Origin of the sequence: Microbacterium testaceum StLB037 (assembly GCF_000202635.1) — a bacterium.
Classification (GTDB): Bacteria; Actinomycetota; Actinomycetes; order Actinomycetales; family Microbacteriaceae; genus Microbacterium; species Microbacterium testaceum_F.
On the sequence record NC_015125.1, the window covers coordinates 730,809 to 743,523 of the forward strand.

Annotated in this window: 10 protein-coding genes and 1 riboswitch; of the genes, 6 read left to right on the forward strand and 4 right to left on the reverse strand. The window is 69.7% G+C overall.

Annotated features, from left to right (window positions below):
- Positions 1 to 53 precede the first annotated feature (53 nt).
- The 3 genes from MTES_RS03335 to glyA form a co-directional block, all read right to left on the reverse strand.
- Positions 54 to 533: a hypothetical protein gene (locus tag MTES_RS03335; RefSeq protein WP_013583772.1), complete on the reverse strand. Its 480-nt coding sequence runs from the start codon at positions 531 to 533 to the stop codon at positions 54 to 56.
- Between the two features lie 90 nt (positions 534 to 623).
- On the reverse strand, positions 624 to 1,508 hold the full coding sequence (locus tag MTES_RS03340) for a bifunctional methylenetetrahydrofolate dehydrogenase/methenyltetrahydrofolate cyclohydrolase (protein ID WP_013583773.1): 885 nt from the start codon (positions 1,506 to 1,508) through the stop codon (positions 624 to 626).
- A gap of 270 nt (positions 1,509 to 1,778) precedes the next feature.
- On the reverse strand, positions 1,779 to 3,053 hold the full coding sequence (gene glyA, locus MTES_RS03345; RefSeq protein WP_013583774.1) for a serine hydroxymethyltransferase: 1,275 nt from the start codon (positions 3,051 to 3,053) through the stop codon (positions 1,779 to 1,781).
- 58 nt (positions 3,054 to 3,111) lie between these two features.
- Positions 3,112 to 3,197: riboswitch (ZMP/ZTP riboswitch) on the reverse strand.
- A gap of 318 nt (positions 3,198 to 3,515) precedes the next feature.
- On the opposite strand from glyA, the gene MTES_RS03350 reads away from it, so the two are divergent.
- From MTES_RS03350 to MTES_RS03360, 3 genes are all read left to right on the forward strand, one after another.
- Entirely contained in the window at positions 3,516 to 3,902 is a 387-nt protein-coding gene (locus MTES_RS03350; RefSeq protein WP_013583775.1) for a YrdB family protein, read from the forward strand.
- On the forward strand, positions 3,899 to 5,308 hold the full coding sequence (locus tag MTES_RS03355) for an FAD-binding oxidoreductase (RefSeq protein WP_013583776.1): 1,410 nt from the start codon (positions 3,899 to 3,901) through the stop codon (positions 5,306 to 5,308). The genes MTES_RS03350 and MTES_RS03355 overlap by 4 nt, the downstream gene beginning before the upstream one ends.
- Positions 5,309 to 5,602: 294 nt before the next feature.
- Positions 5,603 to 7,003 (forward strand): L,D-transpeptidase family protein, encoded by a 1,401-nt coding sequence (locus MTES_RS03360; protein ID WP_013583777.1) that lies wholly within the window; start codon positions 5,603 to 5,605, stop codon positions 7,001 to 7,003.
- 381 nt (positions 7,004 to 7,384) lie between these two features.
- On the opposite strand, the gene MTES_RS03365 is transcribed toward MTES_RS03360, so the two are convergent.
- Complete coding sequence (locus MTES_RS03365) at positions 7,385 to 9,604, reverse strand: NADP-dependent isocitrate dehydrogenase (RefSeq protein ID WP_013583778.1); 2,220 nt, start codon at positions 9,602 to 9,604, stop codon at positions 7,385 to 7,387.
- Between the two features lie 175 nt (positions 9,605 to 9,779).
- Between MTES_RS03365 and MTES_RS03370 the strand changes: the two genes are divergently transcribed.
- The 3 genes from MTES_RS03370 (at position 9,780) to MTES_RS03380 (ending at position 12,596) form a co-directional block, all read left to right on the forward strand.
- Positions 9,780 to 10,232 (forward strand): GNAT family N-acetyltransferase, encoded by a 453-nt coding sequence (locus MTES_RS03370; RefSeq protein ID WP_013583779.1) that lies wholly within the window; start codon positions 9,780 to 9,782, stop codon positions 10,230 to 10,232.
- 205 nt (positions 10,233 to 10,437) lie between these two features.
- On the forward strand, positions 10,438 to 11,274 hold the full coding sequence (locus MTES_RS03375; RefSeq protein WP_013583780.1) for a type IV toxin-antitoxin system AbiEi family antitoxin domain-containing protein: 837 nt from the start codon (positions 10,438 to 10,440) through the stop codon (positions 11,272 to 11,274).
- Between the two features lie 146 nt (positions 11,275 to 11,420).
- Positions 11,421 to 12,596: an IS30 family transposase gene (locus MTES_RS03380; RefSeq protein WP_013583781.1), complete on the forward strand. Its 1,176-nt coding sequence runs from the start codon at positions 11,421 to 11,423 to the stop codon at positions 12,594 to 12,596.
- Positions 12,597 to 12,715: the final 119 nt, after the last annotated feature.

The window sequence follows — 12,715 nt, forward strand, 5'->3', positions numbered from 1 at the left end:
GCGGACAGGAAAGGGGGCCGGACGATCCCGTCCGGCCCCCTTCTCCGCTCTGGTCAGTCTTCTTCGTCGTCCTCGTCGTCGTCACCGATGATCTCGATGTCCTCGACCTCGAGCTCGGGGGTCAGCTGCACGTGCACGAGCGCGTCGGGGAACGCCGTCTCCCCGGCGAAGACCACGATGATCGCGTCGGCGAACACCCCCACGCCGATCGCTTCGAGGTCGGTGCGCAGGTCGATGTCGGCGCTCAGCTCGTCCTCGTCCACCGCTTCCTCGATCTCGGTGGCGATCTCGTCGACGATCGCGCTCCAGCGGTCCTCGCTCACCGCGAGGATGTCCTTGAGGTTCGCCAGGATGCCGTCGAGGTCGGGCTCGTCCTCGTCTTCGATCTCGGGGTCGAGGTCGACCTCCACCTCGACGCCGGCGGCATCCAGGTGTCCGACACCGATGACACTGTCTTCGTCGATCTGGGCGTCATCGAGAAGGCCGCTCGCGGTGACGCGGCGGAGGAGGTCGTTCAACACGGACTCAGTCATGCACATACGATCCCACGCCGAGCGGGATCCTGCCCAGCCCTTGCGTGCACTGCTCCGTCCGTTCGCTCGGCGGCCGTGTCTCGTTCACCCTCAGCCGCCGGCGGCGCGCTCCGCGGCCTCGACGACGTTGGTCATCAGCAGCGCGACCGTCATCGGACCGACGCCGCCGGGGTTCGGCGAGACGAACCCGGCGACCTCGGCCACGTCGGGGTGGACGTCGCCGTAGACTCGCGACTTCCCCGTCTCGGGGTCGGTCTCGCGCGTCACTCCCACGTCGAGCACGGCGGCCCCGGGCTTGACGTCTTCGGCACGCACGATGTGCTTCACACCCGCGGCGGCGACGATGACGTCGGCCTCACGCAGGTGCTGTGCGAGGTCGACGGTGCCGGTGTGGGTGAGGGTCACGGTCGCGTTGATCTCGCGACGGGTCAGCAGCAGCCCGATCGAGCGGCCGATCGTGACGCCGCGCCCGACGACGACGACCTCCTTGCCCTTCAGGTCGTAGTCGTTGCGGAGCAGCAGCTCGATCACGCCGCGCGGCGTGCACGGCAGCGGCGTGAGGATCGGGGCGTTGACGTTGAGCACGAGGCGCCCGAGGTTCGTGGGGTGGAGGCCGTCGGCATCCTTGGCCGGATCGATGCGCTCGAGGATCGCGTCGGTGTCGATGTGCTTCGGCAGCGGCAGCTGCACGATGTAGCCGTGGCAGGCGGGGTCGGCGTTGAGGCGGTCGATGACGGCCTCGACCTCGTCCTGCGTGGCCTCGGCGGGCAGCTCGACCTGGATCGAGTTCATGCCGATCGCCTCGGACTGCTTGTGCTTCATGCCGACGTACAGCTGCGAAGCGGGGTCGGCGCCGACGAGCACCGTCGCGATGCCCGGGACGATCCCCTTCTCGCGCAGGGCCGCGACGCGCTCGGTGAGCTCCGCCTTGATCGCCGCCGACGCGGCCTTACCGTCGAGAATCGTCGCCGTCATGGCATCCCTCGTTCTGTGTGTGTCGTTCGTGGTGTCGCGCAGTCGCTGCCCCGCTGCCCCGGTGCCCCCTCGGCGATAAACGCCGATCCTGTCGAGACACACGCCGTCGCCGCGTGTTTCGGCAGGATGAGCGTTTATCGGGCCGCCGTGTTGCACGAGCGCGGCCCCGTGTCGCGCACCAGGGCAGCGGATGCCGGACCCGCGCGCCGTGGGGCGGTCAGCCGAGCGCCGGGGCGGGGCCGCGCGATGCGACCCCGCCCCGGCCGGAGCTCACTGCTGCAGGTCGGGGTACAGCGGGAAGGCGTCGGCGAGCTTCGCGACGCGCGCGCGCAGAGCCTCGACATCGGCGCCGGGGATCAGCGCGAGCGCGATGATGTCGGCCACCTCGGTGAACTCGGCGTCGCCGAAGCCACGCGTCGCGAGCGCCGGGGTGCCGATGCGCAGGCCCGAGGTCACCATCGGCGGACGCGGGTCGTTCGGCACCGCGTTGCGGTTGACCGTGATGTGGATGTCGTGCAGCAGGTCTTCGGCCTGCTTGCCGTCGATCTCGGCGTCGCGGAGGTCCACGAGCACGAGGTGCACGTCGGTGCCGCCCGAGCGCACGGCGATACCGGCGTTCTTGACGTCGTCCTGGGTGAGGCGGTCGGCGAGGATCGACGCTCCCCGAAGCGTGCGCTCCTGGCGTTCCTTGAACTCGGGCGTCATCGCGAGCTTGAACGCCGTGGCCTTCGCGGCGATGACGTGCATGAGCGGACCGCCCTGCTGGCCCGGGAAGACCGCGGTGTTGATCTTCTTCGCGAGGGCCTCGTCGTTGGTGAGGATGAGGCCCGAGCGGGGGCCGCCGATCGTCTTGTGCACGGTGGTCGAGACGACGTGCGCGTGCGGGATGGGCGACGGGTGCACGCCCGCGGCCACCAGACCGGCGAAGTGCGCCATGTCGACCCAGAGCAGCGCACCCACCTCGTCGGCGATCGCGCGGAACGCGGCGAAGTCGAGCTGACGGGGGTAGGCCGACCAGCCGGCGATGATGACCTTCGGCTTGTGCTCGAGGGCGAGGCGGCGCACCTCGTCCATGTCGATGATCGAGGTCTCGGGGTCGACGCCGTACGCGACGATGTCGTAGAGGCGGCCCGAGAAGTTGATCTTCATGCCGTGCGTCAGGTGACCGCCCTGGTCGAGGGCGAGACCGAGCAGCGTGTCTCCGGGGCGCGCGATCGCGTGCAGCACGGCGGCGTTGGCGGAGGCACCCGAGTGGGGTTGGACGTTCGCGAACTCGGCACCGAAGAGCTGCTTCGCCCGCTCGATCGCGAGCGACTCGGCGACGTCGACCTCTTCGCAGCCGCCGTAGTAGCGGCGACCGGGGTAGCCCTCGGCGTACTTGTTGGTCAGCACCGAGCCCTGCGACTGCAGCACCGAGACGGGAACGAAGTTCTCCGACGCGATCATCTCGAGGAACCCGCGCTGGCGGTTCAGCTCGCGCTCGAGCACCTCCGCGATCTCGGGGTCGACCTCGGAGAGGGGGGCGTTGAAGTACGGATCGGTCATGCGATCTCCTTGACGATGGTTCCGGATGCCGCGGGCTCGGGCGAGTCCGCGTGAATACCGCATCGACCCAGGCGTGCGGTCGAATACCGTCAAGCGGTCGCTCCCCGGTGGTGGCCCACCTCAACGCCAGTCGCGACGGTGCCACTTTAGCGGGTAAAGGTGGCCGCGCCCCGCGTGTTCCGGCATCCACTGTTCCTGCACAGGTTCGTCCGAAGCGGAGGTGGCTGAGCTTGTCGAAGCCACCGGGGTCCGCACGGGTCCGGTCCCTTCGACAGGCTCAGGAACCTCGACAGCTCGACCGAGCGCGATCCCGGAAACACAGGTGGCTGAGCTCGTCGAAGCCACCGAGACCCGCACGGGTCCGGTCCCTTCGACAGGCTCAGGAACCTCGACGGCGCGACGAAGGGCTCGACGGCGAGGGATCCTGGATGCCGCGTCCCGGTGCCCGCGTAAAATGGCGGGGTGACCGAATCCCCCAACGTCCGCGCGCAGGCACCGCTCGCTCCCGGCATGCGCCCGCGTCCGACCGCGATCGAGATCGGCAGCGTGCTCTGCGGGATCTTCGCGTTCGTGACCCTCGCGATCTGGGGCTTCACCGCGTGGCCGTTGCCGTGGAGCATCGTCGCGGGCATCGGCGCCCCCGCCCTGGCCATCCTCGTCTGGGCTCTCTTCGTCTCGCCGCGCGCGGTACTCGCGGTGCACCCCTTCATCCGCGCGCTCGTCGAGCTCTTCGTCTACGCCGCGGCCACGGTGGCGTGGTGGAGCATGGGTCAGGCCTGGATCGGCCTCGGCTTCGCGATCGTCGCCGTCGTCCTCGGCGCTCTGAACGGTCGGCGGCGCCTGGCGTGAGCGCCGACGAGGCGGCGACCCCGTCGACGCCCGCGCGCAGCGCAGCGGAGGCGACACTCGCACTGCTCCGCGCCGAACTCGGCGATCGCGTCGACACCTCCCCCGATGCCCTCGCCGCCGTGCGCGCCGACAAGTCGGGCCACGCGTCCGCCGGCACACCCCTCGCGCTCGTGCACGCGGCATCCGTCACCGACGTCCAAGCGGTGATGCGCGTCGCCACGGCCACCCGGACGCCCGTCGTGCCCCGCGGCGCCGGCACCGGGCTCGCCGGTGGCGCCAACACCGGTGGCGGCGAGATCGCCCTGTCGCTGCGCGGCATGGATCGCGTCCTCGAGGTGCGCCCCGACGATCTGCTCGCCGTCGTCGAACCCGGCATCATCAACGCCGAGCTGAACGCCCTCCTCGAGCCGCACGGCGTCTGGTGGGCGCCCGATCCGGCGAGCCGCGCGATCTCGACCGTCGGCGGCAACATCGCCACGGGCGCGGGCGGCCTGCTCTGCGCCAAGTACGGCGTGGTGCGCGACGCGGTCCTCGGCGTCGACCTCGTGCTCGCCGACGGCCGCCTCCTGCGACTCGGCCACCGCAGCGTCAAGGGCGTCACGGGTCTCGATCTCACCTCGCTCGTCATCGGCTCGGAGGGCACGCTCGGCACCGTGGTGGGCGCGACGCTCAAGCTGCGACGTCTGGTCGAGGGCGAGCGCGTCACCCTGACCGCCCTGTTCGACGGCGTCCGCGCCGCCGCCGTCGCCTCCGCCGCCGTCACGGCATCCGGCATCCAGCCCGCCATCATGGAGCTCATGGATGCCACCAGCCTCGCGGCCGTGCATCGCCTGCTGTCGCTGCCCGCACAGCCCGCGGGTGCGGCGCAGCTGACCATCCAGACCGATGGTCCGGTCGCCGCCGCCGAAGCGCACGCCATCGCCGAGGTGCTGACGGCCGCAGGAGGCCGGGTGTCCGTCGCCGCGAACGACGCCGAGGGCGAGAAGCTCCTCGCCATCCGGAGGGCGATGCACCCCGCCATGGAGTCGCTCGGCACGGCCCTCATCGAGGACGTCTCGGTACCGCGCAGCGCGCTCCCCGCGATGTTCGACGAGATCGCGCGGATCGAGCGGACCTACGACCTCGTCATCCCGACGGTCGCGCACGCCGGTGACGGAAACCTGCACCCGAACTTCATCTTCGACGGTCCCGAGGTGCCGGCGATCGTGTGGGAGGCCGCTGAAGAGCTGTTCCGCGCGGCGCTCGCGCTCGGTGGAACGCTCACCGGTGAGCACGGGATCGGCGTGTTGAAGCGGCGATGGCTCGCCGACGAGCTCGGTGACGACCAGTGGCAGCTCCAGCGCGACATCGCCCGGGTGTTCGATCCCCTCGGCATCCTGAATCCGGGAAAGGTCTTCGCCGCCTGACGCGGGGTCCGGCGCGGGGGCGCGGGCGGGCGGGCGCGGGTTGCGGCGCAGGGCCGCGGGCGGGCGCGGGCGCGGGTTGCGGCGCGGGGGCGCGGGCGGGCGCGGGTTGCGGCGCAGGGCCGCGGGCGGGCGCGGGGCCGGGAGCGGGCTGCGGCGCAGGGCCGCGGGCGGGAGCGCTGCCGCGAGCCGCGGGCCGACCTCCGTGTCGACGTGATAAGACCGTGATAGAACTCGGGGCCGGGATACAGCAGTCGCCTCTACCATGAGAAGACTGACTATCGGGGGGTTTGACATATGACCGACGGCGCGAACAGCACCGACGGCGCGACGTACGCCTGGGCACCGCCCGAGCCGCCGAAGCGCAAGAACCGATCGGGGCTGTGGATCGGCATCCCGGCGGGCGCGACGGCTGTCGCCCTGCTGGCGGCCTCGTTCGTCCTCATCGCCCCCGGGGCCTCCGTCGCCGGCGTGCAGATCGGCGGCCTCACCGCCGGTGCCGCCGCGCAGGCGATCTCCGACCGTCTCGCGAGCACGAGCATCGCGGTCGAGAGCCCGGCCGGCTCGGTGACCGTGACCGGCGCCGAGCTCGGTGCCACGGTCGACGCACAGGCCATCGCCGACAAGGCCTTCTCCGAGAACCCGATGTGGAAGCCCTCGTCGTGGTTCCCCGAAGGCACCGGCGTCTCGATCAACGTCGACCCCGCCAAGGCCGCGGCAGCGCTGCGCGACCTCGCCCCCGACACCTACAAGGCGCCCATCGACGCCACCGTCGCGTACGACGCCGGTTCGCAGTCCTACGTCGCGACCCCGGCCCAGCCCGGCGAGGGCATCGACCCCGCCGCGGTCACCGCAGCGCTCCAGAGCGCCTTCGACGCCGGCACGGTCAGCACGACCGCGCAGGCGGGAGTCGTCCCGGTCGAGGCGCCGGTCACCACCGAGGAAGCCGACGCCGCCGTCGCTCAGCTCAACGGCATCCTCGACAACGCGGGCTTCTACGTCGGTGACGAGCGCACGGTCCCCGTCGACCGCGCCACCGCCGCCTCGTGGCTGACGATCACCCCCGACGGCAAGGGCGACTTCGCGATCTCCGCCGACGAAGCCGCGATCCAGCAGGCCGTCAACGGCCTCGCCGGCGCCGTCGACCGGGGTGCCGTCAACGCCGATGTGATCGTCGACAAGGGTGGCGAAGTCATCCACACGAACACCGAGGGTCAGACCGGCCGCTCGCTCGGCGACACCACCGCGATCGCCGCCGCCTTCGCCTCGCAGCTCACCGAGGGCAACGGCCGCTACGCACTGGCTGTCACCGAGACGCCGTTCGAGACGACCAAGACCGAACGGCACATCGACGTCAACCTCAGCACGCAGACCACGACGCTCTGGCAGAACGGTCAGGTGTACCGGTCGTGGTCGATCTCGTCCGGCGCGGGTGAGCACGCCACCCACACCGGTGAGTTCCGCATCGGTTGGAAGACGTCGATGCAGGACATGGGCTGCGTCCCCGGCTACGACTACTGCACGAAGGACGTTCCCTGGGTCTCGTACTTCAACGGCGACGAGGGCTTCCACGGCACGTACTGGCACAACAACTTCGGTACGCCGATGAGCCACGGGTGCATCAACATGACCATCTCCGCCGCGAAGGAGCTCTACGACTGGGCTTACCGCGGCACGGAGGTCTCGGTCCACTACTGAGTCCGGACTTTCTGAGGGGGCGGATGCCATCGGCATCCGCCCCCTCTGTCGTTTCCGCGCGGCTGCACCGGACTCCGACCGGCCGACGGACACACCCCGGGTCGATACCGCTCCGGCCCGCCACGGACGGGGCAGGCCGGCGTGCTCGCGACCGGCGTCGCCCCGCCGCGACACGACGCAGGACTTCCGTCCTGCCACCTCCCCCGACACCCCGCCTCCGGGCCCCGGCGCGCACAACTCCTGCAGTACGCCCCACCGGGCCCTCCGAAGCCCCCGAGAACAGCGGATTGCAGGAGTTGTGCCGCGCGGGCGAGCCGAGCCGCGAGCCGAGAATGCAGAAGGGGCGGATGCCGATGGCATCCACCCCTTCCGAGTCCGGGCTCAGCGCAGAGCGTCGACCACCGCGTTGAGCGTCGCGGAGGGACGCATGACCTTCTCGACCAGCTCGGTGTTCGGGCGGTAGTACCCGCCGATCTCGGCGTGGTGGCCCTGCACCGCGTTGAGCTCGGCGACGATCGTCTGCTCCTCCGCGGCCAGCTTCTCGGCGACCGGACCGAAGACGGCGGCCAGGTCGGCATCCGTCGTCTGCTTCGCCAGCTCCTGCGCCCAGTACAGGGCGAGGTAGAAGTGGCTGCCGCGGTTGTCGATCGTGCCGAGGGCGCGGCCGGGCGACTTGTCGTTCTCGAGGAACGTGCCGGTCGCGGCGTCCAGCGTCTGTGCCAGCACGCGAGCGCGCTTGTTGCCCGTGGTGTCGGCGAGGTGCTCGAGCGAGGCCGCGAGAGCGAAGAACTCACCCAGCGAGTCCCAGCGCAGGTAGTCCTCCTCGACGAGCTGCTGCACGTGCTTGGGAGCCGAGCCGCCGGCGCCGGTCTCGAACAGGCCGCCGCCCGCGAGGAGCGGGACGATCGAGAGCATCTTGGCGCTCGTGCCCACCTCGAGGATCGGGAAGAGGTCGGTGAGGTAGTCGCGCAGCACGTTGCCGGTGACCGAGATCGTGTCCTCACCGCGGCGGATGCGCTCGAGCGAATACCGCGTGGCCTCGGCGGGGGCGAGGATCTCGATCGTGAGGCCCTCGGTGTCGTGGTCGGCGAGGTACTCGTTGACCTTGGCGATGAGGTTGCGGTCGTGCGCGCGGGTCTCGTCGAGCCAGAACACGGCCGGGACACCGGTTGCGCGGGCACGGGTGACGGCGAGCTTCACCCAGTCGCGCACGGCGACGTCCTTGGTCTGCGTCGCGCGCCAGATGTCGCCCGCGCCCACCTCGTGCTCGAGGAGGACGTCGCCGTTCGAAGCGACGACCTGCACGCGGCCGGGAGCGGCGATCTCGAAGGTCTTGTCGTGGCTGCCGTACTCCTCGGCCGCCTGCGCCATGAGACCGACGTTCGGCACGGAGCCGATGGTCGCCGGGTCGAGCGGGCCGTTCGCGATGACGTCCTCGATGGTCGCCTGGTAGACACCGGCGTACGAGGAGTCGGGGATGACGGCGAGCGTGTCGTCCTCTCCCCCGTCGACGCCCCACAGCTTGCCGCCGTTGCGCACGAGCGCCGGCATCGAGGCATCCACGATCACGTCGGAGGGGACGTGCAGGTTGGTGATGCCCTTGTCGCTGTTGACGTAGGACAGGCGGGGACCGGATGCCAGGGCGTCACGGATCTCGGAGGCGATACCGTCGCCGCCCTCGACGTTCGACAGACCCGCGAGGATCGAGCCGAGGCCGTCGTTGGGCGTGAGGCCGGCGGCGGCGAGGGCGTCGCCGTGACGGTCGAAGACGTCGGCGAAGAAGGCCTTGACGACGTGGCCGAAGATGATCGGGTCGCTGACCTTCATCATCGTGGCCTTGAGGTGCACCGAGTAGAGCACGTCGTCGGCCTTCGCCTGCTCCAGCGTGTCGGCGAGGAACGCGTCGAGGGCCGCGGCCGAGAGGAAGGTGGCATCCACGATCTCGCCCTGGAGGACCTTCAGGCCCTCCTTGAGCGTCGTGGTGGTGCCGTCGGCGGCCACGTGCTGGATGGTCAGGACGTCGTCGTCGGCGATGACCACGGACTTCTCGTTCGAGAAGAAGTCGTCGTGGCCCATCGTCGCGACGCGGGTCTTCGAGCCCTCGGCGAACGCCTTGTTGCGGTGGGGGTGCTTCTTGGCGTAGTTCTTCACCGCGAGCGGGGCGCGGCGGTCGCTGTTGCCCTCGCGCAGCACGGGGTTCACGGCGGAGCCCTTGATGCGGTCGTAACGAGCGCGCACGTCCTTGTCTTCGACGGTCGACGCCTCGTCCGGATAGTCGGGGATGTCGTAGCCCTGCGCCTGCAGCTCCGCGATCGCGGCCTTGAGCTGCGGGATGGATGCCGAGATGTTCGGCAGCTTGATGATGTTCGCCTCGGGCAGCGTGGCGAGTCCGCCGAGCTCGGCGAGCGCGTCGCCCACCTGCTGCTCGGGCGTCAGGCGCTGCGGGAAGGCCGCGAGGATGCGGCCGGCGAGGGAGATGTCGCGGGTTTCGACGTCGACACCCGCCTGCTTCGTGACGGCCTGCACGATGGGCAGGAACGACGCGGTGGCGAGAGCCGGCGCCTCGTCGGTGTACGTGTAAATGATGGTGGAATCGGGCACGTCAGATCTCTCCGTAGAGGCGGCCAGGGTTGCGTTTCAGCCTATCGCACCTCGACAAAGTCTCTTGATGTCAAGATAATTCGACCCGTCGACATCCCGCCTCATGCGCGTTTCGTCCCGGACTCTGCGGCATCCCGAAGGTTGCACACCCCCGGAGGCCCGATACCCTGGGCGCATGGCCGACCTGCGTCTCGTCGAACTGTCCGCCGCCACGATCGTGGCGGTCAACACGCTGTCGTTGAAGCCCGGGCAGGAGCAGTTCCTGGCGCCGGTGAGCTACGGCATCGCGTCCACCGTCATGAATCCCTCGACGTCGTGGCAGCGCGTCGTGCTCGACGGCGACGAGGTCGTGGGCTTCGTCAGCGCCAACTTCGACCCGGACGCGCACGAGGAGCACTTCCGCTCGGTGCTGTGGCGCATCAACGTCGACGCCGACGAGCAGGGCCGCGGCGTCGGCAGCTACGCCATCGCCGCGGTGCTCGCCGAGGCGCGCGAGCGCGGCATGGACCACGTCGACGTCATCTACGAACCCGGCGTCGGCGGCCCCGAGGCGTTCTTCCAGCGCGTGGGCTTCCAGCCCGTCGGCGAGACCGAGTACGGCGAGGTCATCGCGCGCGTCGGTCTGTAACGCGCGCTGCGCGGGGGCGCGCGCGCAACGGAATCGGCTTCGGGCAGCAGATTCGGACCAAATCCGTTTGCTCATCCGAATCCGCTGCACCGTTCCGATTTGATGACGGCGGGGCCTTCCCTCCACATACGCGAACCTGCCCGAGCCGTGCACCGTTGACAGCTATTGCCACGCGACGCGTCGCTCGCGCGGGCAGGGTGAAGCGATGGACATCGCGAAGTGGGTGGCAGAGCGCGGCGGCATCGTGCATCGGCAACAGATTCTGGATGCCGGTGTCCCGGCGAGCCGTCTGCGCACAGCCATCACGCGGGGCGAGGTCGGCCGGGTGCGACGCTACTGGGTCACTTCCCCGAACGCTCCGGCCGCGCTCGTCGAGGCCGCGCGGTCGTCGGCACGGCTGGCGTGCGTCAGCGCCGCCGCGTTCCGCGGGTGGTGGATCCCACCGGGCGTCGGTGACTCGATCCATGTCGCCGTGAAGGCCGACGGGCGCCCTCCCGCCGACGGTGTCGTGGCGCATTGGTCGTCGCCGCTCGTCCCGCTGCCGCCCCACCAACTCGTCGAATCGGTGCTCGACAGCCTGGAACACGTGGCGAGCTGCCTGCCGTTCGAACAGGCCCTGGTCGTATGGGAATCGGCGTTGCGCCACGAGCGGTTGCATCCTGACGTCATCGCCAACGTCCGCTGGCGATCGCCCGTGGCGCGCCGACTCGCCTCCGTCTCGAGCGGGAAGTCCGATTCGGGGCTGGAAACGATCTTCGTCGTTCGTCTCTCGCCGTGGGGCGTAACGATCCGCCAGCAGGTGCTGATCGCGGGACACCACGTCGATGTCCTGATCGGCGATCGACTCGTCGTCCAGCTCGACGGCTTCGCCTTCCACTCGACCCCCAAAGACCGGCAGCGGGACCTCGACCACGATCGAGAGCTCGTCGCGCGCGGGTACACGGTGTTGCGCTTCACCTATCGCGACATCGTGACGGACTGGCCCGCCGTCGAGAGGGTCATCGCGACAGCTCTCGCGCAGGGGCTTCACATGGCGGCGTGATTTGCGCTCGACTCGTGTCTGACGGCGCGGCGCGATCGGAACCATGAGCAGATTCGGATCGGCGCACCGGAATCGGACCGCGGGTGTTCCGGCATCGGCGGAGTCATACGGCCGTTGCATCATCCGGGTGATGGAGGGGGTGCCGGTTGTATTCGGTGGCGGTGCGTGACGCGGCGTTGGCGGCGGTGTGTGCAGGGGCGTCGTTCTCTCGGGCGGCGGCGATGCTGGGGGTTTCGGATGACATCGTGTCTGTGTGGTGGCGTGACAGTGGAGGCGTGCCTGCCGGTCAGGGTCTGTCGCCTGTGTCCGAGCCGATTCGTCCGGGAGGGTCGGGACGTGCGTTGACGTTGGAGGAGCGGGTCGAGATCCAAGCGGGCGTGCGGGCGGGTGAGCGCCAGCGGGCGATCGCGGAGCGGATCGGTCGGGATCAGTCCGTGGTGTCTCGGGAGCTGGCGCGTCATCGCGGTGCCGACGGGTCGTACCGCGCGGTCATGGCTCAGTATGCGGCGCAACGGGATCGGCGCCGGGTCAAGCCGTTCAAGCTGGACACCAACCGGCAGTTGGCGGCGCAGGTTGAGGAGTGGATCGATGAGGGGTGGAGTCCACGGCTCATCGCGCAGGTGCTCGAACGTGATCATCCGGACGATCAGACTTGGCGGGTGAGTCACGAGACGATCTATCAAGCCCTGTATGTCCAAGGGCGCGGGCAGCTGCGTCAGGATCTCGCCCGTCAGCTGTCCACCGGACGTGTCAGCCGCAAAAGCCGGGCCTCAGCCGCGAGGCGCTCCCCGAGCCCGTTCAAAGAGGCCCTGGTCATCAGCGAACGACCCGCTCAGGTTCAAGATCGCGCCGTTCCCGGGCACTGGGAAGGGGATCTGATCCTGGGCGCTGGGGGCGTATCGGCCATCGGCACCCTGGTGGAGCGCAGCACTCGGTTCGCGATCTTGCTGCATCTGCCTGGTCGTCACACCGCCGACGAAGTCGCCGCAGCGATGATTCGCGAGATGAGCAGATTGCCCTCTCACCTGCGCCGCTCGATCACCTGGGATCGGGGCACTGAGATGGCCGATTACGCCGAGATCCAACTCGAGCTGCAAGCCCCGGTCTACTTCTGCGACCCGCACTCGCCCTGGCAACGCGGCACCAACGAGAACACCAACCGCCTCCTACGGCATTGGTTCGCTAAAGGCAGCGACCTCAGCGCCTGGGACGGCCCCGCCCTACAGAAAATCGCCGACACACTCAATAGCCGGCCCCGACCCACCCTCGACCTCAAGACCCCCGCTCAAGCACTCAACGAGCACCTTCTCAAAGCCGCTTGATGCACTGACCCCTTGACCCCGCCATCCGAGGTTGCTGCACAGGTCCGAATCCGTTGCGGTGAGGCAGCGCCTGGACGATACCCCGCGCAGCCACGACAAACCCCGGATGCCACGCCCCC